Below are 24,862 nucleotides of genomic sequence, written 5' to 3'. Positions count from 1 at the left end.
GCGGCGGCCGGCCGTTGTCGGGGCAGTAGAGCCCCGCGACACGATCGTGGATGAAGGAAAAGTCGATCACCGCGTCGATCTTGCGCAGCAGGTGATCCTTCGGCACCAGGCTCTCRAGCGTCACTATCTCGAGCGCCGTCTGTTCGGGAGCAGGCTTCTTCAGCATGCCCCACTGAATCAAAAACCTCCGGCCGAAGCCAGAGGTTTGTCAGCAGTCTAACCCGCCGTGTCCGGCGGGCTTTCGTTGGGAGGAGAACTATCGGCTCTCTATCCGCCGAAGCCAAAACCTTCCGGCATGTCGTCGAGAGTCACGCCAAGCGGCTCGAGGCTCTTGACGATCCAGGTCTGGTTGTTGCCGATGCGGCGGTTGTATTCGGCCCAGCCGGAGACGAAACTCTTAAAAACCTCGTCGGCGCCGTAGTTGACCGCAATGACTGACGGCGTCGACAGCACCGGCGTCGGCACCATCACTGCGCCGAGGTCCGGTGCGCGCTTGGTCATCGCAAGACCGTTCAGCATGGTGTTGACGAGGCCGTCGGCCTTGCCGGTAGTGGCGGCAATGATCGCCTCGTCACGCGTCTTGAAGCGCAGGATGTTCGCCTTCGGCAGGTACTGCTGCGTGATCAGGTCCTGTGCCGAGCCCATGTCAACGGCGAAGGTATACTTTGGATCGTTGAGCTCGCTCCACGAGCGGCCCTGAACCTCAGGCTTGGCGCTGACGATGACGAAGGAGTTGAAGTAGGTCGGCGAAGAGAAGTGGACCGACAACGCGCGGGCCGGCGTTGCCGTCACCGCGAAGGCCATGTCAACCTTACCACTCTGCACGTCGAGAATGGCGTTCGCCCAGCTCGACTCGACGACTTCCAGTTTCACGTCGAGAATCTGGGCAATGTCCTTCGCCATGTCGATGACGAAGCCCTGCCACTCGCCCGAGCGCGGGTCCTTGTTGAAGTAGGGCACTTCGTTGAGGATTCCCGGAATGCGCAGGACGCCGCGTTCCTTGATTTCTGCGATTGTGTCGGCCTTCGCGGCTCCGCCGAACAGCCCGAGTGCAATTGCCGCGCCTGCGGCGAGCTTCTTCCAGAATCCCATGCTTACCTCCAATTGCCCCTGTCTTCTTGTTGTCTCCTGGCCCCGGCCATTGTGGGCAGCGTAGCGGAGGTCCGTGTCCCGGCAATGCTAGAGTGACGGGCCGACTTATCGGTTTTTTTGTAGGTTAGCGTCTCAGCGCGGAAAGGCATGCTCGGCGTTGGGTTCGTCGAGCTCGGTTCCGACGAGCTCGGCAACGCACACGTCATAGAGCATCTTCACACCTTCGTTGCGGCGCAGGAAGTCGGCGTGGCCGAAGTAGACGCGCACTTCCGGAAGGTTCGACAGCGTGACACAGGTGAGCCGCTCATCGTCGTGGTTGATGCACCAGGACGGCAAGATGGCAAAGCCCAGTCCCTCCTGCACACAGCGCATGACTGAGGAACTGCCGGAGGTCGCGATCGCCGGCTGCGCCGCCTGGCCGGACGAGTTGAGGAAGTCAATGGCAAGGTTGCGCAAGGTCTGACCGGGCTCGTGGGTAATGAAGGACCGCCCGATCGCCCAGGCGGGAACGTCCGCCGGTGCTGGGGCAGGKCCCCACTCACTCGGAAATACGAGGGCAAGGCGATAGGTGCCAAGCAACTTCTGCGGCACAACCGGATCGCCGAAGTAGCGCTCGGAAATGCAGATATCGAGGCTGCCATTCTTCACCAGCTCCGCCAGCACCGTATCGCGCTCATAGACGGTGATCTCCATGTCGGGATTTTCTTCTCGAAAGCGCTTCAGCACCTTCGGCAGGAGGTGAAAGAAGATCGCCTGCGGCATCCCAATACGAAGTGCCGTGCGCTGGTTTTCGATCAGCTTGGTCAGACGTTCGAGCATTACGTCGAGTTCGGGATGGAGGAGATTGTAGAGCGCGCGTCCGCGCGGCGTCAGCGAAATGCGCTTGGCGCCCTGTTCGGACTCGATCAGCTTTTCGCGCAGGATCTGCTCGAGCCGGCGCACGTGGTTCGCGGCCGACTGGTAGGAGAGGTTCAGCTCGCGCGCCGCGCCTGAAAAGGATCCGTGCGAAGCGACTTCATAGAACGTCTGAATAAGGGTGAGACTGATCTTGGCCATGGCGAAGCGATAGCATGGCAGCCTCGCGTCGCGCGACTACCCCATGGGACGAGCCTCCTACAAAAAAACCGAATAGCGAAGGCCCTGTTCTTGCATCGACTTGCAAGCGGCAGCTTTCAAGAATGGCACCACGTTCAATTTGCGAGAGCTCCGTACGTGGCAGCTACAATCCAGCAACGGGCGGTGATCGTCGGCGCGGGTATCGTCGGCGCGGCATCCGCCTATTTTCTCGCCAGAGCCGGCTTCAAGGTCACGATCCTCGAGGCGATGGCGCCGGCGGCAGGCGCGACGGGCTCCGCGGACGGAGCCGTGTCGGTTGCCAGCAAGAAGCCGGGGCCAATGATGGAGGCTGCTGTCGAGGGCGTAAAACTTTACCGCGAGCTGCGCGATGAGGGCCTGTTCGATAACCTGTTCAAGGAGCGCAGCACCTTCATGGTGGCGCAGGGTGAGGCCGAGGAGGCAGTACTTGAAAAACACCGCGCAGCACTGAGCGCCAGCGGCGTTGCGGTTGAACACCTGGGCCGCGACGCAACGCATGCAAAGATCCGCAACCTCTCAGAGCAAGTGCGCTCGGCGATGGAGGTGAAGGGCGAGGGCCATGCGATCGGCTTCGAGCTCGTCAACCGCCTGCTGGCGGCATCGGGCGCGCAGGTCAGGCGCGGCTGTAGCGTGAATGACTTCGTCGTAGGCGGCCAGTCGCGGAGCGTTTCGGCGGTCATAACCTCCAAGGGCAAGCTGGACTGCGACCTTCTGGTGCTCGCAGCCGGCGGCGGCAGTGTGCGGCTGCTTGGCCTGAATGGCGTTCTGCGCGGCCGCAAGGGGCAGATGCTGGTCACCGAACGTGCGCCTTCCCTCAATGCGGGCATCCCCGGCTCGCTGATGTCATGTCGCTACCTCATCTCAAAGGATTCGACCGATACGAAGATGGATGCGACGCAGCGCCGCTTCGGCCTCGTCATCGATCCGCTGCGTACCGGCCAGTTCCTGATCGGCGGAACCCGCGAGGAGACCGAGATCGGCGGTACCGACATCGAGGCGGTGCGCCGGCTCCTGATCGAAGCCGTCGACATGGTGCCGCAGCTTGCGAACGTTCGGCTCCTTCGCACCTTCTCCGGCATTCGCACCGCGACAGAAGACGGGCGCCCGCTAATCGGCCGGGTGCCGGGCTTTGACAATGCACTCCTTGCCACCGGTTTTGAAGGCGACGGCATCTGCCTCGGCCCCCTTGCCGGGCGAATGATGAGCCAGCTGGCGCTCGGCCAGCGGACGACAATCGACCTTGCTGCGTTCGACCCGGCACGGTTTCCTTCCCTGAGAATTGCAGCATGACGTCGCAGACCTTCACCTTTGACGGCAGGACTATCGCGTTCAACGAAGGCGAGACGCTGGCGGCGGCGATCCTGCGCGCGGGCGGTGCAACACCCCTCGCCTATTTCTGCGGCATCGGCAGCTGTCAGTCTTGTGTCGTCTGGTGCGGCGAGCGCCGCGTCGAGGCGTGCCTGACCCTCGCTACGTCCGGCGCAATTGTGAGCAGCGCCAATGACTGACGTGATCCGCAACATCGACGTCCTGGTCGTCGGCGCGGGGCCTGCCGGCATTGCCGCAGTCGCGCGGCTGGGCCCCGGCAACGTTTCGGTTCTTTGGATCGACCAGCGCAACAAGCCGGGTGGTGCGATCCACCGCCGGCCGGCGAACCCCGCAACCTCGATCGCCCTGCCGAACAGCGTGAAGGCGCAGTGGGAGCGGCTGGAGGTATTGATCACAAACAGTCCCGTCACGTTGACGCCGCAGACGACCTTTGTCGGGCTGGATTCGGAAGGCGTTGCAGTGCTCGAAGACCGCATCAGCGGCGCATCGCTCCAGGTGGCGGCAAGGGTCATCATTTTCGCAATAGGCGCAGTGGAGCGGGTTCTGCCACGCCCCGGCTGGACGCTGCCGAATGTCTGGACCGCCGGCGGCATGCAGGTAATGCTGAAGGAAACTGGCGAGGCACCAAAAGGCCGCATTCTCGTCGCCGGCAATGGCCCGCTCACGGTGGCACTCGGTGCACAGCTGGCGGCGGCTGGCAATGCCCCGATCGCGGTCGTCGAAGCCGCCAATCCGACGGCAAAGCTGCTGCAGGGCCTACGACTGCTTTCCAACCCGCGACTGCTGATTGAAGCGCGCTACTACCTGAACACCCTTTCGCGCCACAACGTGCCGTGGAAACGCGGCACGCGGATCGTCTCGATCGAGCGAGGAGAGGACGGGCTGCATGTTCGCACCACCTCCGCACGGGGTGATGAAACCTTCATCGTTGACCATGTCGCGCTGCATGACGGCATACGGCCGAACTCGTTCGGGCTGTTCGAGCGCAAGTCCGCGCCGCTCATCATCCGCGCCGGCGATTGCCGCGAGGCACTGGGTGCCGTCACTGCCGAAGTGGACGGCGCGCGGGCGGCCGATGAGGCGCTGGCGCATCTGCGCGGGGAAAAGCCATCACCTACTCCGGCGCGGATCGATGCCGAGCGGCGCGCGCAGCTGGTGCTCAAGGAACTGTTCAGGATGGCCTGCATGCCGACGCTTGAGGACCTCCCCGACGACACTGTTCTTTGCCGGTGCGAGAACGGCACGGTCGGCACGCTCAAGGCAATGCTCGCCCGAAATCCGGGCATGTCGCCCCGTGAGGTCAAGCTCAATGGCCGCTTCGGCATGGGCAGCTGCCAAGGCCGCTTCTGTGCCGACAACGTCGCGGCGCTGCTCGGCCAGGTGCAGGGCGGAGACGTGGCGATCGAAGCTTCGCAGCTCACCGGAACCCGCTGGCCGATCCGGCCGGTGCAGATCTCTTCCCTGATCCGGGACGGCAACGACGCCGGCACCACCCAACCAAAGACGAGGACGAAATGACCGCAAGCGCCATTCGCAAGCCGGAAAACTCCTCCGCCATCGAGGTCCTGAACCCATACGACAACAGCGTTGTCGGTGAGGTCGCGGCGGCCGACGCGCACGAGATCGCCGTCGCTGTTTCCCGCGCCAAGGCTGCGCAGAACGCGTTCCGCCATTCGCAGCCGCACGAGCGGCGGGCTCTCCTTGAGGCACTTGCCTCCCGCATTGCCGCCCGCGCCGAAGAACTGGCGCAGCTCCTTGCCAGCGAAGTCGGCAAGACGATCACGGAAGCGCGCAACGAGGTCCGCCGGGCGCAGAACACGCTGCGGTTGTCGGGCGATGCCGCGACATTCCTCGACGGCGAAGTCCTGCATTGCGGCATCGTCTCGGGCGGTGTCGATCGCCGGGCGACGATCACCTACGAGCCGGTCGGCGTCGTTGGTGCGATCACGCCGTTCAACTATCCGCTCAACCTGCTCTGCCATAAGCTCGGGCCTGCGATTGCGGCAGGGAATGCGGTCATCGCCAAGCCGTCGCCGAAGGCGCCATTAACCGCAGGCTGGCTTGCGGGCCTCGCGCAGGAGGCGGGCTTCCCACTCGGCCTGTTCCAGGTGGTGCATGGCGGTGCGGACGCCGCGCTTAGTCTTGCCCGCGCCCCGATCGACCTTCTGAGTTTCACCGGTGGCCCGGCGGCGGGACGCGCGCTGAAGAGCGCCAGTGGTCTCGTCCGCTGCCTGATGGAGCTCGGCGGCAACGATCCGCTGTTCGTGATGCCGGATGCCGACCTCGACAAGGCGGTCGCCACCACCATCGGCCATCGCTTCGAGATCGCCGGCCAGTCCTGCGCCGCGGTGAAGAAGCTTTACCTCCACGAGAAAATTCGGGAGCGCTTTATCGAAAAGCTGCTGCCGGCGGTCGAGGCTGTGCGCTTCGGCAATCCACTCCTCGACGAGACCCAGATGGGCCCGGTCATCGACGTTGACGCGGCGAAGGCGGTGAAGGAGCGCGTAGATGCCTCGGTTGCAGCAGGCGCGAAGCTCCTCGCCGGTGGCTCGCACGAAGGCGCGCTGTTTGCGCCAACGGTTCTCGACCGCGTCGAGCCGGACCACCCGGTCATTGCCTCGGAGACCTTCGGCCCGGCCATCTCCATCCGCACCTTCTCCAAGGTGGAGGACGCTATCCGTGAGGTAAACGCCTCCGAGTTTGGCCTTCAGGCCGGCGTCTTCACCAACGACCACGCCCTTATCCGGCAGTTCAGCCGCGAGCTGCAGGTCGGCGGCGTAATGATCAACGAGGGTCCGGACTTCCGCTCCGAACACGTGCCGTTCGGCGGCCGCAAGTCGAGCGGGCTCGGCCGCGAGGGCGTGCGCATCGCGCTACGCGAAATGTCCGAACCCAAAGTCGTCATCGACTAGGAGGGATCGATGCGCATCGGCGTGGTTGGAGCAGCAGGACGTGTCGGCTCGCATATCGTGGCCGCCATCCTGTCGTCGCCGGGGCTGGAACTCGCGGCCTGCCTCGTCAACCCGCGCTCGCCGCATGTCGGCCGGCCGGTTTCGGCCGGCAGCATCGAGTACCGCCCTGCAGATGCCGCCATGAACGCCCATTGCGACGTGATGATCGACTTCTCGACACCCGCCGCGACCGTGGCGCTGCAAGCGCAGTGCGCGAAGAAGCGTATCCCGTTCGTCATTGGCACGACCGGCTTTTCGGTGGCGCAAGTCAGGAAGCTGACCAGCCATGCGCGCCACCGGCCGCTGCTCTTGAGCGACAACTTCGCCACCGGCGCGCATCTGGCCACCATCACCGCGGCGATGATCGCTCAAGCGCTTCCCGGTGCGCTGGCGAGCGAAGCGCAAAGCTTCACGCTGCGACCTGACACCGGCGCGCTCGAAGCGCTGTCTCTCGGCGGAAATGACCGCCGGTCGGGCGACCTTACCCAGTACCACTTCGACGTCGGCGGCGTGGAGATCACGCTGACCCACCGGGTCAACACGCTGTCAGCCTATGCGGATGGGGCTCTTGCCGCCGCGCACTGGCTGGTCGGCAGCAATCCCGCCCCGGGGCTCTACTCTCCCGCCGACATGTTCCGGCAACAGCCAAGACCAGGAAGCTAAGACGATGAATGCCCTTCAGACTGACCGTTTTCGTGGCGTCTTCACCGCGCTCGTCACTCCCTTCCGCGACGGCGCGATCGACCTCGAGGCCTTCGACCGGCTGGTCGAGCGCCAGCTTGAGGCAGGCGTCGCCGGGCTCGTGCCCGTGGGGACCACCGGCGAGGCCGCCACACTCACCGCCGAAGAGGCGGACGTTCTCATCCGACGCACCGTCGAGATGGCCAAAGGACGCGCGATGATCATCGCCGGCGCAGGGTCCAACAACACCTGCGATACGATCCACCGCGTCCGCCGCGCCGAAGCTGCCGGCGCCGATGGCCTGCTTATCGTCACCCCCTACTACAACAAGCCGACGCAGAAGGGCCTGATCGAGCACTACCGATGGGTCTGCAACTCGACCGGCCTTCCGGTCATGCTCTACAGCGTGCCGGGTCGCTGCGGCGTCGAGATTGCGCCGGAGACCTGCGCCATTCTTCGCGAGACCTGCCCAAACGTGGTGGCGATCAAGGAAGCGGGCGGATCGGTCGCCCGCGTCACCGCCATCCGCCGCGCCTGCGGCGCCGATTTTCCGATCCACAGCGGCGACGATGCACTGACCCTGCCCTTCCTCGCCGCCGGCGCCATTGGCGTTACCAGCGTCGTATCGAACATCGCCCCGAAAGAGACCGTTGCGATGGTCCGCGCCTGGCAGCGGGGCGATCGCGACCTTGCCCTTCGCCTGCATGACGAGCTCTCGGAGCTCGCCGAGGCGCTGTTCGTGGAATCGAACCCCGCACCTGTAAAGGCGGCGCTGGCAATGGCCGGCCTCGCCTCGCCGCAGCTGCGCGCGCCTCTTACCGAGCTTGAGCCAGATAACCTCGACTATCTCTCAGGAGTAATTTCTCGGTTCCAGCAGAACCCGTTCTTCCAAGAAATCCGATAAGTAGCCGCCCAAGCCTGATATTGCCGCTGGCAGGGTGCAATCGGAAGATGACAGTAAGCAGCAGTGCCGACGCACCAATCAAGCCGGTAGCGCTAAAGACAAGAGGGGACAAATCGATGCACGAGCGACGTGGAGCCCGAGCTGCGGGAGGACTGTCCTGATGTATGTGTGGAAGTTCGACGTCGTCTGGCAGTACTGGGACCTGTTCATGTGGGGCTTGGGCCTGACGGTCCTCTATACGATCGGCTCGATCGTCTTCGGCGTGTTCATCGGCCTCATTACCTGCGCCGCGCGCCTGTCCAGCTGGAAGATTTTCCACTACGCCGCGCGCTTCTACCAAGAGATCTTCCGCTGCACCCCGTTGCTGGTGCAGCTGCTCTGGTTCTACTACGCCTTTCCGCTGCTGGTCGGCATCGACATCGACAACCGTGTCGCGGCGATGCTGACGCTCTCGCTCTATGTCGGCGCGTTCTACGCTGAAATCTTCCGCGGCGGCATTCTTTCGATCGACAAGGGACAACGCGAGGCAGCGGCAGCGATCGGCATGAGCCCGTGGCAGGCCTCGACGCGCATCATCATGCCACAAGCCTTCAAGCGGATGCTGCCTTCCTTCATCAACCAGTCGGTGATCCAGTTCAAGAACACCTCGCTGATCTCGGTGATTTCTGTGGCGGACCTCGCCTACATGGCTGCGGTCGTCAACGGCCAGACCTACCGGCCGCTGGAATCCTACACGGTGATGGCCGTGCTTTACATTGTTGTCCTGTTCCCGCTGACCCAGGCTGCGGACTGGCTGGAACGGCGCCTGCGGGTAAGTGACTGAGGATGGGCGAACCCATGACCAACAATGAAGCAATCATCGAAGCCTCTGGCCTGCGCAAGTCCTACGGCGCTCTGGAAGTCCTCAAGGGCGTCGACCTCAACCTCAAGCGCGGCGAAGTCGTTGCCCTGATCGGCCCTTCGGGATCTGGCAAGTCGACGCTGATCCGCTGCCTCAACATGATGGAACAGCCGAGCGGCGGCACCATCCGCTTCCGCGGGCGCGAAATAGGCCGCAAATTCAGGGACACCGGCGACAAGATCGGCATCGGCACGCTACGTCGCAACGTCGGGATGGTGTTCCAGCACTTCAACCTGTTCCCGCACAAGACAGTGCTGGAAAACGTTACCGAAGGCCCGATCGTCGTCTGCAAGACGCCGAAGGAGCAGGCCGAGGCTGAGGCACGTGAACTGCTGGCCCAGGTCGGCCTGCAGGACAAGCATGCCGCCTACCCGAACCACCTTTCTGGCGGCCAGAAGCAGCGCGTCGCGATCGCCCGCGCACTGGCGATGAAGCCGGATGTCCTCCTCCTTGATGAGGTGACGAGCGCGCTCGATCCCGAGCTCGTTGGTGAGGTGCTGACCGTCATCCGCCGCCTCGCTGACGAAGGCATGACCATGGCGATCGTCACGCATGAGATGGCCTTTGCGGCAGACGTTTCCGACCGCGTCCTCTTTCTTGATTGCGGCACGATCGCCGCCGAAGGCTCGGCCAACGAGATCATCCGCAATCCGTCGAACGAACGTCTCGCTGCCTTCGTCTCGAGGTTCAACCATTGATAGCGCCTTCGCAGAGCACCGTTGCCATCGTCGGAGCGGGACAGGTCGGACTGGCCCTGGCGCGCATGCTGGTCTCTGCCGGCACTTATCATGTGCGGGTCGGCGACTGTACCGAGGAAGCCCTGGCGCGAGCGACAGAACATCGCCTTGTTGCCCACCATCTAGACGCGACCAGCCCCATTCAGCTCTCCAGCTTCATCGCCGGCGCCGATGTGGTTGTCGCCGCCGTACCGGACCGGATCGTCCGGCGCGTCGAAGCGGCGGCCATCGAGGCAGGCTGCCGCTATCTCGACTTTTCCATGCCACCGGCCGACGAGCCCGCGCCAGCAAGCGTTAACATCGTGCGCGGCTGCGGCATCTCTCCTGGCCTCGCAGACCTCGTCGTCCAAACGCTGGCCGCACAGGCCTCAGGTCCGGTCGACATCGCCCTTTCGGTCGGCGCGATTCCAGCGCGGCGTACCAACCGGCTCGGTTATTCGATCATCTGGAACTTTGACGGCCTCTTTACCGAATATACCCGCCCCTGCGAGGCGATCATCGACTTCGACCTGGTGACGCTGGACCCGCTTACCTGCCTTAAGCAGCTCGAGATCGACGGCAACGCCTACGAGGCGTTCTGCACCTCCGGCGTTGTTGCGCCGATGGCGCGACTTGCGGGCGGTAACATCCGCACGCTCGTCTGCCGGACGATCCGATACCCCGGCCATCTCGACTACATGCAGTTCCTGCTTGATGACCTCAGGCTTCGCCAGCGCCGCGACATGCTGGCTTCGCTGCTGCAGAACGGCCTTGCCAGCGATGAGGACGACGTCGTCCTCATGCACGCCTGCGCGAACCGCGATGATGGCACCACGCGCGAAATCACTATCCAGATCAACGCCAGCGACGAATTTGGCAGCGCCCTTGCCGCCGGCTCCGCCGCTCACGCGGCCTGGCTGATCGAAACCCTCGCCTCGGGCTCGGTCCCCTCCCCTTCGACCTCTCCTGATGGTCTGAAGTTGTTCCTCAACAGCCAGTTCGCCACGAAGATCGGGATCAGGTCCGTGGAAGGGTAAGATCGAGAGTCCCTCGCGCGTGCACAGTTGGCGGTTCGGACGGGAAAACCAGCGCAGACCAACTGCTACTTCAGTATCCCCCCGCGGCGCACTCGCGTTCGTTGCGGATGTGTGAGCGTTGTCCCGCCGATGGTCATGTTGAACGGTTGGACTACGGTGATGTCGGTTGGCGTGGTTAGCACTTGGCCGCTATTCTCCCAGCCACGGTGCTGCATAGATCTGATCGCCGCTGTCTCTGTCACCGCTAGCGAGTATCGTTCACATCAGACGCTGCTTTGTCGGATTTTAAGAGCAGAACGCGCCGACTACATTAGTGCGCTTACATGCATATATAGACAACAAAAACGCCAAACAACTTAAACGGCCATCATGCACGATAATGTTGCCTTATCATCCCTATTCTGATTCCCTCCTTTAGGCACAGCAAAGCGCTGATTCGCCGGCGAAATCGGTGTTGTGGAGCGTGGGAGCTTAGGGATGACCGACACAGACCGTTCTGACGAAGATCTTGCCGACATCGTTGATGTCGTCGGGGAGATGGGCCGGGATGCGCATGAGGGCGCCCTCCCCTCCCCTACCAAGCCCATGGACAGTTCGAGGCTTCCTTCCCGGCAATTTGAAGAGCTGACAGAAAAAGCGCGGTCGTACGTCGAGGCGGCGAGTTCGGTGAATACTCGCCGCGCCTATGCCTCCGACTGGAAGCATTTCACCAGCTGGTGCCGCCGCCAGGGAATCGAACCGTTTCCACCCAGTCCACATACCGTTGGCCTCTACATTACCGCGTGCGCCTCGGGAACCGTCACCGGCGATCGCAAGCCGAATTCCGTCTCAACGATTGAGCGGCGGCTATCATCGCTCGGCTGGAACTATGCGCAGCGCGGTCTCACTCTTGATCGCAAGGACCGGCACATTGCCACCGTCATGGCCGGCATCCGCAATCGCCACGGTAAGCCTCCGCGCCAGAAGGAGCCAATTATGCCAGAAGATCTGCTGGCGATGCTCGAGACGCTCGATCGCGGGACGCTGCGTGGCCTGCGCGACCGGGCGATGCTGCTGATCGGATTTGCCGGTGCCCTACGTCGCTCGGAAATCACCGGCCTCGACGTCGGCCGTGACCAGACCGAGGACGGGCGCGGCTGGATCGAGTTTTTCGAGAACAAAGGCGTGCTCCTGACGCTTCGCGGCAAGACCGGCTGGAGGGAGGTGGAGATCGGCCGCGGCTCGTCCGACCAGACCTGCCCGGTAGTGGCGTTGAAGACGTGGCTGGACTTCGCCCGCATCGCGCATGGGCCGGTGTTTCGGCGGGTAATCGGCAATGGCAAGAAGGTCGGCCCTGACCGGCTCAACGACCAGGCGGTTGCCCGTCTCGTCAAGCGTGCAGCGCTCGCAGCCGGGCTGCGTGGAGATGTGGCCGAAGGCGAACGGGGCTATCTTTTCGCCGGCCATTCGCTCCGCGCAGGCCTTGCCTCCTCGGCCGAAGTCGACGAGCGCTATGTGCAAAAGCAACTCGGCCACGCTTCGGCGGAGATGACCCGCAAGTATCAGCGCCGCCGCGACCGTTTTCGCGTCAACCTCACCAAGGCGGCTGGGCTGTAGCCCCTCCCCTACGTTGGGAGGTCTTTTCTTGCTGAGCAGGAACGCGCAGCTCGTGGTCCCTGCATGACCCCACAGTGTCGCGCCCATCCACCGCGCCCGACCTTCGGATCGCAGTTCCCGCAAGGCCGGACGAACCCGGTCTTCTCACGGTCCGCCTTCTCCGAGACGATAACCAATCAACGCGATGAATCGACGCCCTCCGATCGATTCAAAACTTGCGTTGGACGGGTAGAGTCCATGCCGCCAGACTTCTGGCATGACGCTCCTGATGCACCGTATCGATCCCGCCAAGAACGCCTACCGCTTTTACACGCTTTCGCTCGAGCCGACGCTTTTCGGCGACGTTGCCCTCGTCCGTCGCTGGGGCCGCATCGGCACCCGTGGCCGCCAGATCATCGAACTGCATCCGGACACCCCTTCAGCCTTTCGCGCCCTGCAGCATCACCGCAGCAACCGGCAACGGCACGGCTACCGGCTTATCTGAGGCGCGGTGGCCCATCCTTTCCCCCCGGGGCCGATGGCCGCAGTTCAAGCGAGCGCACGGCGCCTGACGTACCGCCGGCATCCATCCTCGCCCTCAGCAGCGCCATGATCATCGGCCAGGTTGAGAACTTCCCCTCCCCTGCCCTCTCGGTGAGGTTGCGCAGATATCCGCCCGGATTGGCGATCTGCCCGGAGCGTTGGTATATCGCGGCAAGCGTGATAGCCGCCTGCTGCTCGCCCATGGTGTGGCAGGCAGCCCGCCATGCGCTTGGGCTCACCCCCAGCATCGGCCGCACCAGTTCCGCTGCGGCCAGGAAGTCGCGCCATTGCCGGATCGTGCCGCCGCTCAGGCTTGCCTCGGCAAACTCCCGCATCGCCGGGCAGGCGTCCAGAACCAGCGACAGCGGCATTTCGCGTACTGGCAGCATGCGGACGTTGCCGGCTTCCTCGGCAGGTGCCGCTTCTGTTCGTTTTCGTGAGCCGTTTTCAGATTCAGGAATGGAGTCTGGATTTGAATTCTGTATGTGCGCGCCAGAATGGGACTCATTGACGTCCGGAATCTGCGAATTTGCAAATGATTCCAATGCCTCGCGGATATTGCTCCAGAGCTGGTGCAGTTCGTCAGTCACTTCGGCCAGGATTTCAAGGCTGGCAAGGCGTGGCAGGCGCGAAATGATCTCCTGGTAAGCAAGCGTGACCCGGCCCCAGTTGCCTGGCACCTTCTCCTCGATCGCAGTCTCGATCATTTTGACGATGTCTCGGCGAAGCAGCGTCACCTTCTCGCGCGCAACACGCAGCGCTTTGCGCTCCTCACGCACGGTGTCGGCCATGTCCTCGAACTCAGCGGCCCGGGCCACGATCGGCGACAGGTCGAAGCCGTAGGCTTGCTCGATCTTGCCTTCATCGCTCTTGCGCGCAAAGCGCTTGCCGTTCGGACTGTCGCGGCGGATGATGAGACCGCATTCTACGAGGACTGCAAGATGCCGGCGCAGGGTCGTTGCCGGCATTCCGTTGGCACGTGCCATTAGCTGCTCGTTGGACGGCCACACGATCAGTTCGTCCGAGCCAGAGAGCTCGGTTTCCGGATGGAACGACAGTAACGCGTTGAGGATTGCAAGTGCCCGGTCCGTGGCGCCGATAAGGTCGCGCGCCTCACGGATGTGCTGGAACACCTTCCACTTATTTGCCCTGGCGGTTGCCGGGATCTGGCGTGCTGCCGCCTGCCTTGCGATCATGGCAAGCGTCATCGTTCGCCGCCCAAAGGGCGACGTCACGTTATGCGTCTGCATTTTCCTTCACCTTTCCTCAGGCAAAAGAAACCTGCTCGCCAAAACGACGCGATCGAGCCTCAAAGACTCTTGACGCTGATTCCGGGAAATGCGATTCTCTAGCTACCACACTATGAGAAGGGCTTCCGGAACGTGTTTCGGGGGCCTTTTTCTTTTGCGGTTCCTACTCCGTCTTCACCTTATGAATTCGCCTTGCGGAATGCCTCGTAGAGGCTTTCCAGGTTGCCGGCGAGCCATGTCCCGAAGGGCTTGGCCTCCTTGTCCGTAAGTTCGAGTGTGTAACTGGCACGACCGGCCTTCGTAGCCACCGCGACCTTGCCGTCGCTCGGGCGCCAGACCAGCGCCTTCGCGGTCTCCTTGCGCTTCGGCGCGGACGCCTTGTCGAGCCCCGTATCGAGGAATTCTAGGCGCGCATCGCTGTCGAGGCTGAGGAAGTCCAGGGAGCCGATGAGTCCCCTCGCCTTTTCAAGCGCCTCGTCGGAGCGCAGCTTGATCGCGACCTTGTACCACTTGTCGCGGCCGCTGTTGCGCGCTGGGCCAATCGCCGAAACGATGTCGTCCGGGATATCCTTGGTCACCGAAATCATCTTCGAGACGACCGTCTTGTCGACCGAAAGCGCCGACATAATCACTTCGCGTTCGTACCCCCTCGCCTCAAGGCGGGCGGCGAACATAGCCTTCTCGATGAAGGACAGGTCAGCACGGGCACTGTTTTCCTGCCCCTGGGCAATGACATGCTCGCGGTCGTCCAGCAACTTGATGACCGCACGGACTTTCCGCCCCAGCGCTCTCGCGGCTCGCACGCGGCGATGGCCGAACACCGTCATGTAGCGGTCGGGTCGTTCAGGGTGCGGGCGCACCAGGACTGGACTGTCCTGCCCCCTCTCCCGGATTGCGGCAACGAGTTCCTCGAACGCGGCTTCATCTTCCTCGATGCGGTCGGCAACAAAGGAGACGTCAATCTGCTCGGGATCGAGCTCGACGACAGTCGCGCCTTCCAGCAGCTTTGCCTCGAACTCCTTCACCGCTTGCGCCTTCTCGGCGAGCTCATCGATCGAACGCGTGATCGCACCGAACGCACCGCGATTACGATTCCGCTCCATGGCAGGCGTCAGCGTGCTCTCGGCCGACTGCTCGGTCGGCAAGTTGACTGCAGTCAACTTACGCTCGGTGAGGGACAGGAGGAGGTTCTTCCTGGACATCAGCGACGACCCCACGCTTTCTGGATCAGCTCGACGATCTCCCGGTTGACCAGGTGCAGCGACTCCATCGCACGGTCATAGGTCGACCGGGTGAACTGCGAACGGTCGATCTCGTACAGCGTCTGCTTGGTGATGCCGGCGTCCGAGATTGCAGTGCTCTTCAGCATCTCGTTTACGAGGACATGCTTCTTGAAGATCGCGCGCATGAAAGCGACCATCTGGCTCTGTGGTCCGTCGGTCGGCTCGTAGCGCGTGACGAGGTAGCGCAGCCAGTCGAGCTGCATGTTGGCCCCGGCGCGCTTCAGCGTGCCCATCACCTCGCCCATCATCATCAGGAACTGGCACATCGACATCACATCGAGCATCTGCGGATGCACGGTGATGAGGACGCCCGTCGAGGAGGAGAGGGCAGTCAGGGTCAGGTAGCCGAGCTGCGGCGGGCAGTCGATGATGACGACGTCGTAGTCGTCGGCAACGTCGGCCAGCGCATCGTCGAGGCGGCCGAAGAAGATCCGGCCCATCGAGCCATCGTCGCGCGACAGGGCGAGCGGCGTGTCATACTCGTATTCCTGCAGTTCAAGATTCGCGGGAACGATGTGCAGGCCTGGAAAATTGGTCGGCCGCACCAGCTCGCGCAGCGACTTGCGCTGGTCGTCATAGCGCAGCGCCTCGTAAAGCGATTCATTGCGGTCGATCTCCGGCTGGAAACCATGAAGAGCCGACAAGGACGCCTGCGGATCGAGATCGATGACGAGGACGCGATAGCCCTCAAGCGAAAGATGCTGCGCAAGGTGCGCGGCCGTTGTCGTCTTGGCGCTGCCGCCCTTGAAGTTGACGACAGAGATGATCTGGAGATGTTCGCCCTCGCGCCGGTGCGGCACGTATTTTGCGGTACGCGCATTCTTGTCGAGGTAGTGCCGCATCTCGAGCATCTGCTCGGCGGTGTAGGAGCGGCGCCCGGAAGGCGTAACGGCCGGCTGTGGCCCCTTGCCTTCCAGCGACAGGTTCTTCAGGTAACCCGGAGTGACGCCGAGATAGTTCGCCACCTCGGCCAGCGAGAATGAGCGCAGCGTCTTGCGAGCATCCGGCGGGAACATTTCCATGCGATGCTCGTGCAGCATCGCTGAAAGCTCGTTCGCCTGTTGAGTGACCAACAGGTCGACGTCTTCGATTTCCCTTTTTATCCTTGCTTGCATATTCACCGGAAAATCTCGCACATGCGGTTTCTACGCGACCTGAGGCGCACAACCGCATCTAGCTACGATTCTCGATTCGGAGCAAGGAGTTTAAGGTTAACAGAATCTTAACGCGCGCCAGCCGGAAACAGCAGTTGACTGCAGTCAACTCAGTTTGTTGACAAACCCTCGACGCACCTTTCCGGAGCCCGAGATTCACGGAACGTCTCAGATTCAAAGTGAGAACGGATCGGAATCAACAAGCCTGATTTGAAGGCTCGCGGAACTTTGTCAGCAGTCTGAGTTGACTGCAGTCAACTCACATCATTTTCGTCAACTTGAACGGATACTCATGCAGCCGCATCATTGCGATGGGCACACTCGAGGCGAGGGCAGAGCAGGCACGAAGGCCCAGCCTCGACATTCTCCTCCGCAGCATCGAGCGCCCTGCCATAAACTGTCCGGTCAGCGTGGAATACGTCGCACGACAGCATGATTGCATAAACCGGCGAAAGCCTCTCGAAGCTGCCAGTGTACTTCCTCACCTGGCGTGCGACCTGCAGGAAGCGTGAGCCGCTCGGAAATACCGAAACCTGTCGGACGATCTCACTGTTCGAGAAGGCGCGGTAGATCGGCCATAGAAGGCAGCCATGGCCTGAAGCAGGCAGGATCAAACCGGGGAGGGTGAAACGCTTGGTCAGTCGCCCGGCCCGGTCGGCGCGCAGGAATCCGAACGGCACGCCTTCCTGCCCTTTGCGCCGCAGCGACACGAACCGTTGCGCGACCTGCTCGAAGTCGGCGCCGATGAGGTTGCCGATCAACTCAATATCGTAACGGCGTTCTTCAGCCATACCGTGGATGCGATCGTAAGGCATCATGATCGCGGCGGCTACATAGGAGGAGAGGGCACGTCTCGCGATCTGGCGGGCTTCGTCAGACACAAGCGTCAGCGACGAAACCGAGTTGTCGATCGCGTCACCGGCTGCCCGGGTCGCATAGCGGCGGAGCATGCGAAAAATGCGCGTGGCAGGGGAGGCGGCTTCGGGCAACAGCATGATGCGTGCGGAGTCAAATCCCGGCGCAAGCGCTTCGCGGCCGTCCGCACTTAGCCGGCAATCGATACCAAAGCGCGTCGCCATCAGCTCAACCAGGCGGCTCTCCTGCAACGGCCGTTCCGGAGGCAGGACCTTCGCCAGTTCGTCCGCGACCTCCTCGAGCGCCGGAAAATAATTCTCGGCTTCGATGATCGCCTCGTCGATCTCATTCATCGGCGACACCGGCTTGCTGAGCAGGCTCGATGATGTTTCGAAGTAACCGATCAGGCTCTGCAGGGTAGGGACGAGGTCGCGCGCCTCCTTATTGATTGTGGCGGCGAAACGGCGCTGCTCCTCCGCCGTGAGGTCTGACGTCGTCGCAACGATCTCGGCCGATGACTTGATGCCCGCTACACGATTGAGGATCTCGTGCAAGAGCGACGACAGGAACGGGTCGGACTTGAGACGATGCTGCAACGCCTCGATATTCGCGGCCGCGTCCACATAAGCGCGGTAAAACCTGGTCAACGCGGTGGCGAACTCCGGGAAGCGGCTGACAACCTCGCGGATGTCGTTTTGCGAAACCTCGATGCCCTGCATCACCGGGTTGAACATCAACTCGTTGATGGTCGCGATCGATTGCGCCTCGCTCTCATCGGAGAGGTAAGCCATATCGACGCCTAGTTGCTCGCCGATCCGCAGGAGCAGACTGCCGCCGATGGCCCGCTTGTTGTTCTCGATGAGGTTCAGGTAGCTCGGCGAGATACCAAGCGCACTCGCGAGGGCCGCCTGGGAGAGCCCCGCCGACATTCTCTTGCGCCTGATCCGCGTTCCGACCGGGGTTCTGACCGCTACCATCAGTCAATCATCTTTACACGATTGAACTAAAAACGTTGCAATCGTTGACAAGAATATTGGGTCAAGTCAAATGATTGTTGTGCGGATGACAAATTGTGTCAGAATTTTGCACGCGAGTGGGAGATGTTGGCTCGCGTGGAGGAGACACAATGGCAAAATTCATTACCAGCAGGCGTACTGTACTTAAAGGAACCGGTGCGGGCATCGCCGCACTGTCGACCCCCTACTTCTTCAGCAAGGGTGCCTGGGCGCAGGACTTCTGCAACAACCCGACCGGCAGCACCGTTACGATCGGCCTCAACCTGCCGCTCACCGGCACCTATGCGGAAGAGGGCGCGGACGAGCTCAAGGCCTACGAACTCGCGATCAAGCATCTTAACGGCGAGGGCGATGGTGGCCTGCTCAACGTGCTGAAGCCTTCGGCGCTAAAGGGTAACGGCGTCCTCGGCAAGAAGGTCCAGTTCGTCACGTCCGACTCGCAGACCCTTTCCGACGTGGCCCGTGCCGGCGCAACCCGCATGATCGAGCGCGACGGCGCCATCATGATCACCGGCGGTTCGTCCTCGGGCGAAGCTATCGCCGTGCAGTCGCTCTGCCAGGAGCTCGGCGTCATCTTCATGGCCGGCCTGACCCACTCGAACGATACCACCGGCAAGGACAAGCGCCGCTATGGCTTCCGCCACTTCTTCAACGCCTATCAGTCCGGTATCGCTATCGCGCCGGTGCTGAAGGAAGCCTATGGCAGCGACCGCCGCGCCTACCACCTGACCGCCGACTATACCTGGGGCTGGACGCAGGAAGAGTCGATCAAGGCCGCCACCGAAGCGCTCGGCTGGGAGACGGTCGCCACGGTCCGCACGCCGCTCGGCGCCGCCGACTACTCGCAGTACCTCACCCCGGTTCTCAACTCGGGCGCTGACGTGCTGATCCTGAACCACTACGGCAACGACATGGTCAACTCGCTGACCCAGGCCGTCCAGTTCGGCATGCGCGACCGCCAGGCCAACGGCAAGCAGTTCGAGGTCGTCGTCCCGCTGTTCTCCGAACTGATGGCTAAGGGCGCGGGCGAAAGCATCAAGGGCATCTTCGGCACCTCCAACTGGCACTGGAACCTGCAGGACGAAGGCTCGCAGGCCTTCACCAAGTCGTTCGGCGCTGCATATGGCTCGCCGCCGTCTCAGGCCGCTCACACCGCCTACGTTCAGGCGCTGCTCTACGCCGATGCGTGCGAGCGGGCTGGCACCTTCTATCCGCCGGAAGTCATCAAGGCGCTGGAAGGCTTCGAGTTCGACGGCATGGGCAACGGCAAGACGCTTTATCGCGCTGAAGACCACCAGTGCATGAAGTCGGTTCTCGTCGTGCGCGGTAACGAAAACCCGACCAGTCAGTTCGACGTGCTCGATGTGGTGCAGGAAGTCGGCCGCGACGTCACCACCTATGATCCATCGATCTTCGGCGGCGAACTCGGCGACGCCGAACCGGTACCGACGTGCTCCTGATGAGCGACGACTGAATCCTTCGCCTCGCCGCCTCCGCGCGGCGGGGCGAGGTTCACTCGCAAGGGAAGGGCAGTACCGGGAGGCCGGCCATGTTTGAAGTCATCTTTCTGCAGTTTCTTAATGGGCTGGACAAGGGCAGCGCCTACGCGCTGATCGCCCTTGGCCTGACGCTCGTCTTCGGCACGCTGGGGGTCGTGAACTTCGCCCACGGTGCCCTGTTCATGCTTGGTGCGTTCTGCGCCGTGGCCTTCCGCTATTTCCTGACGCTGGAAACGGTCACGGTCGACCCGACAAAGCTGTCGCCATGGGGCCAGCCGGTCGAGGTTCGCGAACCGCTGGTCCAGGCATGGTTCGGGGACTTCGGCGCCTGGCTCGTCAACTATTCGGTTCCCGTATCTCTTCTCGTCTGCATTCCCGTGATGCTCTTCGTGGGCATTGCCATGGAACGCGGCATCATCAAGCATTTCTATAAGCGGCCGCACGCCGAGCAGATCCTCGTCACCTTCGGCCTCGCCATCGTGCTGGGTGAACTGGTCAAGGCGTTCTTCGGCCCCAACCCGCATCCACAGCCGATGCCCGACACTCTGCGCGGCGCAGCCGACATCGGCTCCTGGCTCGGCATGCGGGCCGGCGTGATCACCTATCCATGGTGGCGCCTCGTATACTTCCTTTTCGCAACTGCGGTGATCGGTGCTGTGTTCGCCTTCCTGCAGTTCACCACCTTCGGCATGGTCGTGCGTGCCGGCATGGCTGACCGCGAGACGGTCGGCATCCTCGGCATCAACATCGATCGGCGCTTCACCATCATGTTCGGCATTGCGGCGATCGTCGCAGGCATGGCCGGCGTCATGTACACGCCGCTGCTTCCGCCGAACTACACGCTCGGCATGGATTTCCTCGTCATCTCCTTCGTGGTGGTCGTGGTCGGCGGCATGGGCTCGCTGCCGGGCGCCATCGCGGCAGGCTTCCTGCTCGGCATCCTGCAGTCCTTTGCGTCGATGACACAGGTGAAGGCGATCATCCCGGGCATCGACCAGATCATCATCTACCTCGTTGCCGTCGTCATCCTGCTCGTGCGTCCTCGCGGACTGATGGGCCGCCGCGGCGTCATGGAGGCCTAAATGACCAGCTTCATGTCCAGAAAAGACTTCATTCTGTTCGCCGGCTTCACGATCGTCGTGCTGCTGCTGCCGTTCCTGGCTGCGCCCTTCGGCGCAGCCTATCCGGACCTACTGCAGCGCTTCATGATCTACGGAATCTTCGCCGTCGGCTTCAACATCCTGTTCGGCCTGACCGGCTACCTCTCTTTCGGCCATGCGGCCTTCTTCGGCGTCGGCTCCTATGCGGCGATGTGGTCGTTCAAGCTGCTGTCGATCAATGCGCTCCCCGCGCTCATCTTCGCAGTCATCATCGCGGGGCTATTCGCCCTGGCTATCGGCTACGTGTCCCTGCGCCGTTCAGGCATCTACTTCTCGATCCTGACGCTCGCTTTCGCGCAGATGAGCTACAACCTCGCCTATTCGGTGCTCACCCCGATCACAAACGGTGAGACCGGCCTGCGCATGACCCTGCAGGATCCGCGCGTCCTGGACCGGCTGTTTTTCGAGGCTTCCCCCGGCGCCCCAGTGCCTTCCATATTCGGCATGTCGCTGTCCGGCTGGAACGGCTTCTATTTCACCGCCCTGTTCATGATCGCCACGTTCTTCCTGGCAATGCGGATCAACAACTCGCCCTTCGGCATGATGCTCAAGGGCATCAAGTCGAACCAAAACCGCATGAACTACACGGGCTTCAACACGCGCCCCTACACGCTGACAGCGTTCGTCATCTCTGGCATGCTGGCGGGTCTCGCGGGTGCGCTGCTGGTCGTTACCGACCCGCTCGCCGGTGCAGAGCGCATGCGCTGGACCGCTTCCGGCGAGATCGTGCTGATGACCATCCTCGGCGGTGTCGGCACGCTGGTCGGGCCTGTCATTGGCGCGATGATGATCAAGTACTTCGAGAACATCTTCTCGTCGTTCAACGCCAACGTCCTCAACAACTTCTACAGCTTCCTGCCGGACGGCGTCCGCGAAGTCATGGTGACGATTTCGTCGAAGTTCGTCGGCGAAGGCTGGCACCTCTCGCTCGGCCTGATCTTCGTGCTGATCGTGATGTTCCTGCCGGGTGGCGTCATGGAAGGCGTACGCCGCATCGCTGCCTCCTTCAACCGCCGCGCCAATGGAAACAAGGCCGAAGCGCGCGTCGCAACCGCGCCGGCTGAATAGGAGACGATATCATGCATCCTCAAAACAACGTCGTTCTCCACGTCGCCGACGTTCACAAGCGCTTCGGGGGCCTGCATGCCCTGGCTGACATCGACCTGCAGGTCGAGGAAGGCAAGACGCATGCGATCATCGGCCCGAACGGTGCAGGCAAGTCCACCCTGCTCAACGTGATCATCGGCCGCCTGCCGCCGACCAGCGGTGCCGTCATCTTCGACGGCACCATCCTGACCGGCAAGAAGCCCCACGAGATCAACCAGCTGGGTGTCGCCCGCGTCTTCCAGACGCCGGAGATCTTCTCCGACCTCTCGGTGCTGCAGAACGTGATGACGCCGGCCTTCGCCCGCCGCGACGGCGCCTTCAAGATCAACATGTTCCGCCAGGTCGACAACGAGCATGAGATCCGCGAGGAGGCGGAAGCCATGCTGGAAGACGTCGGCCTGATCAGCCGGCGCGAAGTCCACGCCGGTGCCCTGTCGCGCGGCGACAAGCGCCGGCTGGAGCTCGCCATGTGCCTGATCCAGAAGCCGCGCCTGCTGCTGCTCGACGAACCGACCGCCGGCATGAGTCGCCACGACACCAACACAACCATCGAGCTCCTGAAGAAGATCAAGGCGCGCGGCATGACCAAGATCATCATCGAACACGACATGCACGTCGTGTTCTCGCTCGCCGACAAGATCAGCGTGCTCGCGGGCGGCCGCATCATCGCGGAGGGCCTGCCGGAAGAAGTCCGTGGCGACCCGCGTGTTCAGGAAGCCTATCTCGGAGGAGCGCACTGATGAGCGCACTTGCAGTCGATACCGCGCCCGCATCCGCTTCGCCGGAACGCGCCTTCTTCTCCGTCAGGGACATCCACGCCTATTACGGGGAAAGCTACATCGTCCAGGGCGTCAGCCTCGAGATCAACCACGGCGAAATCCTCGCGCTGCTCGGCCGAAATGGTGCCGGCAAGACCTCGACGCTGCGCGCCATTGCACGCCTCGACGACCCGGAACTTCATCGCGGCGAGATCTGGCTCGACGGACAGCCGATCCACAAGATGAAGTCGTTCGAGGCCGCTCGGGCCGGCATCCAGCTCGTACCGGAAGACCGGCGCATCATTCAGGGCCTTACCGTGGAGGAAAACCTGATCCTGTCGCAGGTGGCTCCCGGAAAGGGCTGGGAACTCGACCGCATCTACGGCCACTTCCCGCGTCTTGCCGAGCGCCGCAAGCAGGAGGGGACGACGCTTTCGGGCGGCGAACAGCAAATGCTGGCGATCGCCCGCGCCCTTGCGCGCGACCTTAAGCTGCTGCTGCTCGACGAACCCTATGAGGGTCTTGCGCCGGTGATCGTCCACGAGATCGAAGGCATCCTTACCGAGATCAAGAAGCTCGGCATCACCACCATCATCGTCGAGCAGAACGCCGTCGCGGCGCTCAAGCTCGCCGATCGCGCAGTCATCCTCGACACAGGCGAAGTCGCCTTCACCGGCACGGCGCAGGAGGTGCTCGAAAACACGCAGCTGCGCCACGAGTACCTCGCAATCTGATCCCCTGGGCGAGGGCGGGGAACCTGGCCTAGTCAGGCAGGGGAGGGCGCATCGCTGTGCTGCAACAGCAGCACGGCGATGCGCTTCCAACATCATCATTTTCGGAACTGGGAGCGCAATTCATGTCGGGTTCGGTGGTTCACCCTGTCCAGTCTGCGTGGAAGAAGGACGCGCTGATCGACAACGAGACCTACCTCAAATGGTATGAGGCGAGCATTACGGATCCCGACGGGTTCTGGGGCGAGCACGGCAAGCGCATCGACTGGTTCAAGCCGTATACGAAGGTCTCCAACGCCTCGTTCGAGGGCAATGTCTCGATCAAGTGGTTCGAGGACGGCGAGACCAACGTCTCCTACAACTGCATCGACCGCCATCTCGACAAGCGCGGCGATCAGGTCGCCATCATCTGGGAAGGCGACAATCCGTACGACGACAAGAAGATCACCTATCGCGAGCTTTACGAGCATGTCTGCCGGCTCGCCAACGTCCTGAAGGCGCACGGCGTCAAGAAGGGCGACCGCGTCACCATCTACATGCCGATGATCCCCGAGGCAGCCTATGCGATGCTTGCCTGCGCGCGCATCGGCGCCATCCACTCGGTCGTCTTCGGCGGCTTCTCGCCGGAAGCGCTGGCCGGCCGCATCGTCGACTGCGAGTCGACCTTTGTCATTACCGCCGACGAGGGGCTGCGCGGCGGCCGCTCCATTCCGCTCAAGGACAACACCGACAAGGCAATCGACATTGCCGCCAAAAGCCATGTCATGGTCAAGAACGTGCTCGTCGTGCGCCGCACCGGCGGCAAGGTCGGCTGGGCGAACGGCCGCGACCTCTGGTACCACGACGAAGTCCGCAAGGTGGAGCCAACCTGCGAACCCGAGAAGATGAACGCGGAGGACCCGCTCTTCATCCTCTATACGTCGGGTTCGACCGGCAAGCCGAAGGGGGTGCTTCACACCACCGGCGGCTATCTCGTCTATGCCTCGATGACGCACCAGTACGTCTTCGACTACCATGACGGCGACATCTACTGGTGCACGGCCGATGTCGGCTGGGTGACTGGCCACTCCTACATCGTCTATGGCCCGCTCGCGAATGGGGCAACGACGCTGATGTTCGAGGGCGTGCCGAACTATCCCGACGCCGGCCGCTTCTGGGATGTGGTCGACAAGCACAAGGTCAACATCTTCTACACCGCCCCGACAGCCATCCGCGCGCTGATGGG

At 62.6% G+C, this 24,862-nt stretch carries 23 protein-coding genes and 1 pseudogene; 17 read left to right on the top strand and 7 right to left on the bottom strand.

The window, feature by feature from the left end:
- From L610_RS14410 to L610_RS14400, 3 genes and pseudogenes are all read right to left on the bottom strand, one after another.
- Window positions 1–166, bottom strand: a pseudogene (locus L610_RS14410) (IS5/IS1182 family transposase); the annotation flags it as partial.
- 101 nt (window positions 167–267) lie between these two features.
- Window positions 268–1,092: a transporter substrate-binding domain-containing protein gene (locus L610_RS14405; protein ID WP_144705915.1), complete on the bottom strand. Its 825-nt coding sequence runs from the start codon at window positions 1,090–1,092 to the stop codon at window positions 268–270.
- Between the two features lie 132 nt (window positions 1,093–1,224).
- Window positions 1,225–2,148: a LysR family transcriptional regulator gene (locus L610_RS14400; protein ID WP_144705913.1), complete on the bottom strand. Its 924-nt coding sequence runs from the start codon at window positions 2,146–2,148 to the stop codon at window positions 1,225–1,227.
- Between the two features lie 156 nt (window positions 2,149–2,304).
- On the opposite strand from L610_RS14400, the gene L610_RS14395 reads away from it, so the two are divergent.
- The 11 genes from L610_RS14395 (at window position 2,305) to L610_RS14345 (ending at window position 12,786) form a co-directional block, all read left to right on the top strand.
- Window positions 2,305–3,477, top strand: a complete 1,173-nt coding sequence (locus tag L610_RS14395) for an FAD-binding oxidoreductase (RefSeq protein WP_246659023.1) — start codon at window positions 2,305–2,307, stop codon at window positions 3,475–3,477.
- Window positions 3,474–3,695 (top strand): 2Fe-2S iron-sulfur cluster-binding protein, encoded by a 222-nt coding sequence (locus tag L610_RS14390; protein WP_144705911.1) that lies wholly within the window; start codon window positions 3,474–3,476, stop codon window positions 3,693–3,695. Before L610_RS14395 ends, L610_RS14390 begins: the two co-directional genes overlap by 4 nt.
- Window positions 3,688–5,034 (top strand): FAD-dependent oxidoreductase, encoded by a 1,347-nt coding sequence (locus tag L610_RS14385; protein WP_144705909.1) that lies wholly within the window; start codon window positions 3,688–3,690, stop codon window positions 5,032–5,034. Before L610_RS14390 ends, L610_RS14385 begins: the two co-directional genes overlap by 8 nt.
- The gene (locus tag L610_RS14380; protein ID WP_144705907.1) at window positions 5,031–6,428 is read left to right on the top strand and encodes an aldehyde dehydrogenase; all 1,398 of its coding nucleotides are present in this window, start codon (window positions 5,031–5,033) and stop codon (window positions 6,426–6,428) included. The genes L610_RS14385 and L610_RS14380 overlap by 4 nt, the downstream gene beginning before the upstream one ends.
- Before the next feature lie 9 nt (window positions 6,429–6,437).
- Entirely contained in the window at window positions 6,438–7,130 is a 693-nt protein-coding gene (locus L610_RS14375; RefSeq protein WP_144705905.1) for a dihydrodipicolinate reductase C-terminal domain-containing protein, read from the top strand.
- 4 nt (window positions 7,131–7,134) lie between these two features.
- Entirely contained in the window at window positions 7,135–8,052 is a 918-nt protein-coding gene (dapA, locus tag L610_RS14370; protein ID WP_144705903.1) for a 4-hydroxy-tetrahydrodipicolinate synthase, read from the top strand.
- Window positions 8,053–8,212: 160 nt separating this feature from the next.
- Window positions 8,213–8,875 carry an amino acid ABC transporter permease gene (locus L610_RS14365; protein ID WP_144705901.1) on the top strand — a complete coding sequence of 221 codons (663 nt, stop codon included), beginning with the start codon at window positions 8,213–8,215 and terminating at the stop codon, window positions 8,873–8,875.
- A gap of 14 nt (window positions 8,876–8,889) precedes the next feature.
- On the top strand, window positions 8,890–9,651 hold the full coding sequence (locus tag L610_RS14360) for an amino acid ABC transporter ATP-binding protein (protein WP_246659022.1): 762 nt from the start codon (window positions 8,890–8,892) through the stop codon (window positions 9,649–9,651).
- Complete coding sequence (locus L610_RS14355) at window positions 9,648–10,706, top strand: saccharopine dehydrogenase NADP-binding domain-containing protein (protein WP_186441503.1); 1,059 nt, start codon at window positions 9,648–9,650, stop codon at window positions 10,704–10,706. Before L610_RS14360 ends, L610_RS14355 begins: the two co-directional genes overlap by 4 nt.
- Window positions 10,707–11,183: 477 nt before the next feature.
- The gene (locus L610_RS14350) at window positions 11,184–12,302 is read left to right on the top strand and encodes a site-specific integrase (RefSeq protein ID WP_144705895.1); all 1,119 of its coding nucleotides are present in this window, start codon (window positions 11,184–11,186) and stop codon (window positions 12,300–12,302) included.
- 256 nt (window positions 12,303–12,558) lie between these two features.
- The gene (locus L610_RS14345; RefSeq protein ID WP_024849723.1) at window positions 12,559–12,786 is read left to right on the top strand and encodes a WGR domain-containing protein; all 228 of its coding nucleotides are present in this window, start codon (window positions 12,559–12,561) and stop codon (window positions 12,784–12,786) included.
- Here the strand turns inward: L610_RS14345 and repC are convergent.
- The 4 genes from repC to L610_RS14325 form a co-directional block, all read right to left on the bottom strand.
- On the bottom strand, window positions 12,779–14,074 hold the full coding sequence (gene repC / locus L610_RS14340) for a plasmid replication protein RepC (protein WP_144705893.1): 1,296 nt from the start codon (window positions 14,072–14,074) through the stop codon (window positions 12,779–12,781). The two genes, L610_RS14345 and repC, sit on opposite strands and share 8 nt — an antisense overlap.
- A 179-nt stretch (window positions 14,075–14,253) precedes the next feature.
- Window positions 14,254–15,276 (bottom strand): plasmid partitioning protein RepB, encoded by a 1,023-nt coding sequence (gene repB / locus L610_RS14335; RefSeq protein WP_186441501.1) that lies wholly within the window; start codon window positions 15,274–15,276, stop codon window positions 14,254–14,256.
- A complete protein-coding gene (repA, locus tag L610_RS14330) occupies window positions 15,276–16,472 on the bottom strand; it encodes a plasmid partitioning protein RepA (protein WP_034330891.1) in 1,197 nt (398 codons plus the stop codon). The genes repB and repA overlap by 1 nt, the downstream gene beginning before the upstream one ends.
- A 329-nt stretch (window positions 16,473–16,801) precedes the next feature.
- Entirely contained in the window at window positions 16,802–18,343 is a 1,542-nt protein-coding gene (locus L610_RS14325) for a helix-turn-helix domain-containing protein (protein WP_144705892.1), read from the bottom strand.
- A 149-nt stretch (window positions 18,344–18,492) separates the two neighbouring features.
- On the opposite strand from L610_RS14325, the gene L610_RS14320 reads away from it, so the two are divergent.
- From L610_RS14320 to L610_RS14295, 6 genes are all read left to right on the top strand, one after another.
- The gene (locus L610_RS14320) at window positions 18,493–19,842 is read left to right on the top strand and encodes a substrate-binding protein (protein WP_144705890.1); all 1,350 of its coding nucleotides are present in this window, start codon (window positions 18,493–18,495) and stop codon (window positions 19,840–19,842) included.
- 89 nt (window positions 19,843–19,931) lie between these two features.
- Window positions 19,932–20,963 carry a branched-chain amino acid ABC transporter permease gene (locus L610_RS14315; protein WP_024849717.1) on the top strand — a complete coding sequence of 344 codons (1,032 nt, stop codon included), beginning with the start codon at window positions 19,932–19,934 and terminating at the stop codon, window positions 20,961–20,963.
- Window positions 20,964–22,109, top strand: a complete 1,146-nt coding sequence (locus L610_RS14310) for a branched-chain amino acid ABC transporter permease (protein WP_144705888.1) — start codon at window positions 20,964–20,966, stop codon at window positions 22,107–22,109. It begins immediately after the preceding gene.
- Window positions 22,110–22,120: 11 nt separating this feature from the next.
- Entirely contained in the window at window positions 22,121–22,888 is a 768-nt protein-coding gene (locus tag L610_RS14305) for an ABC transporter ATP-binding protein (protein WP_024849715.1), read from the top strand.
- Window positions 22,888–23,640 carry an ABC transporter ATP-binding protein gene (locus L610_RS14300; protein ID WP_144705886.1) on the top strand — a complete coding sequence of 251 codons (753 nt, stop codon included), beginning with the start codon at window positions 22,888–22,890 and terminating at the stop codon, window positions 23,638–23,640. Before L610_RS14305 ends, L610_RS14300 begins: the two co-directional genes overlap by 1 nt.
- Before the next feature lie 122 nt (window positions 23,641–23,762).
- Window positions 23,763–24,862 (top strand): AMP-binding protein (locus L610_RS14295; RefSeq protein ID WP_144705884.1); only part of this gene is annotated, 1,100 nt, incomplete at its 3' end.

Origin of the sequence: Aminobacter sp. J44, assembly GCF_007829415.1 — a bacterium.
Classification (GTDB): Bacteria; Pseudomonadota; Alphaproteobacteria; order Rhizobiales; family Rhizobiaceae; genus Aerobium.
Note: the sequence above shows the minus strand (reverse complement) of the source record. Positions and strands in the feature narration are given on the sequence as shown.

Excerpts from the sequence above, each read along its gene's own strand:
- L610_RS14345 (WP_024849723.1), top strand. The coding sequence starts at position 12,559 with ATGACGCTCCTGATGCACCGTATCGATCCCGCCAAGAACGCCTACCGC.
- L610_RS14305 (WP_024849715.1), top strand. The coding sequence starts at position 22,121 with ATGCATCCTCAAAACAACGTCGTTCTCCACGTCGCCGACGTTCACAAG.
- L610_RS14350 (WP_144705895.1), top strand. The coding sequence starts at position 11,184 with ATGACCGACACAGACCGTTCTGACGAAGATCTTGCCGACATCGTTGAT.
- repB (WP_186441501.1), bottom strand. The coding sequence starts at position 15,276 with ATGTCCAGGAAGAACCTCCTCCTGTCCCTCACCGAGCGTAAGTTGACT.
- repC (WP_144705893.1), bottom strand. The coding sequence starts at position 14,074 with ATGCAGACGCATAACGTGACGTCGCCCTTTGGGCGGCGAACGATGACG.
- L610_RS14300 (WP_144705886.1), top strand. The coding sequence starts at position 22,888 with ATGAGCGCACTTGCAGTCGATACCGCGCCCGCATCCGCTTCGCCGGAA.
- L610_RS14390 (WP_144705911.1), top strand. The coding sequence starts at position 3,474 with ATGACGTCGCAGACCTTCACCTTTGACGGCAGGACTATCGCGTTCAAC.
- L610_RS14365 (WP_144705901.1), top strand. The coding sequence starts at position 8,213 with ATGTATGTGTGGAAGTTCGACGTCGTCTGGCAGTACTGGGACCTGTTC.
- L610_RS14320 (WP_144705890.1), top strand. The coding sequence starts at position 18,493 with ATGGCAAAATTCATTACCAGCAGGCGTACTGTACTTAAAGGAACCGGT.
- L610_RS14405 (WP_144705915.1), bottom strand. The coding sequence starts at position 1,092 with ATGGGATTCTGGAAGAAGCTCGCCGCAGGCGCGGCAATTGCACTCGGG.
- L610_RS14375 (WP_144705905.1), top strand. The coding sequence starts at position 6,438 with ATGCGCATCGGCGTGGTTGGAGCAGCAGGACGTGTCGGCTCGCATATC.
- L610_RS14325 (WP_144705892.1), bottom strand. The coding sequence starts at position 18,343 with ATGGTAGCGGTCAGAACCCCGGTCGGAACGCGGATCAGGCGCAAGAGA.
- L610_RS14310 (WP_144705888.1), top strand. The coding sequence starts at position 20,964 with ATGACCAGCTTCATGTCCAGAAAAGACTTCATTCTGTTCGCCGGCTTC.
- L610_RS14315 (WP_024849717.1), top strand. The coding sequence starts at position 19,932 with ATGTTTGAAGTCATCTTTCTGCAGTTTCTTAATGGGCTGGACAAGGGC.
- L610_RS14380 (WP_144705907.1), top strand. The coding sequence starts at position 5,031 with ATGACCGCAAGCGCCATTCGCAAGCCGGAAAACTCCTCCGCCATCGAG.
- L610_RS14385 (WP_144705909.1), top strand. The coding sequence starts at position 3,688 with ATGACTGACGTGATCCGCAACATCGACGTCCTGGTCGTCGGCGCGGGG.
- L610_RS14360 (WP_246659022.1), top strand. The coding sequence starts at position 8,890 with ATGACCAACAATGAAGCAATCATCGAAGCCTCTGGCCTGCGCAAGTCC.
- repA (WP_034330891.1), bottom strand. The coding sequence starts at position 16,472 with ATGCAAGCAAGGATAAAAAGGGAAATCGAAGACGTCGACCTGTTGGTC.
- dapA (WP_144705903.1), top strand. The coding sequence starts at position 7,135 with ATGAATGCCCTTCAGACTGACCGTTTTCGTGGCGTCTTCACCGCGCTC.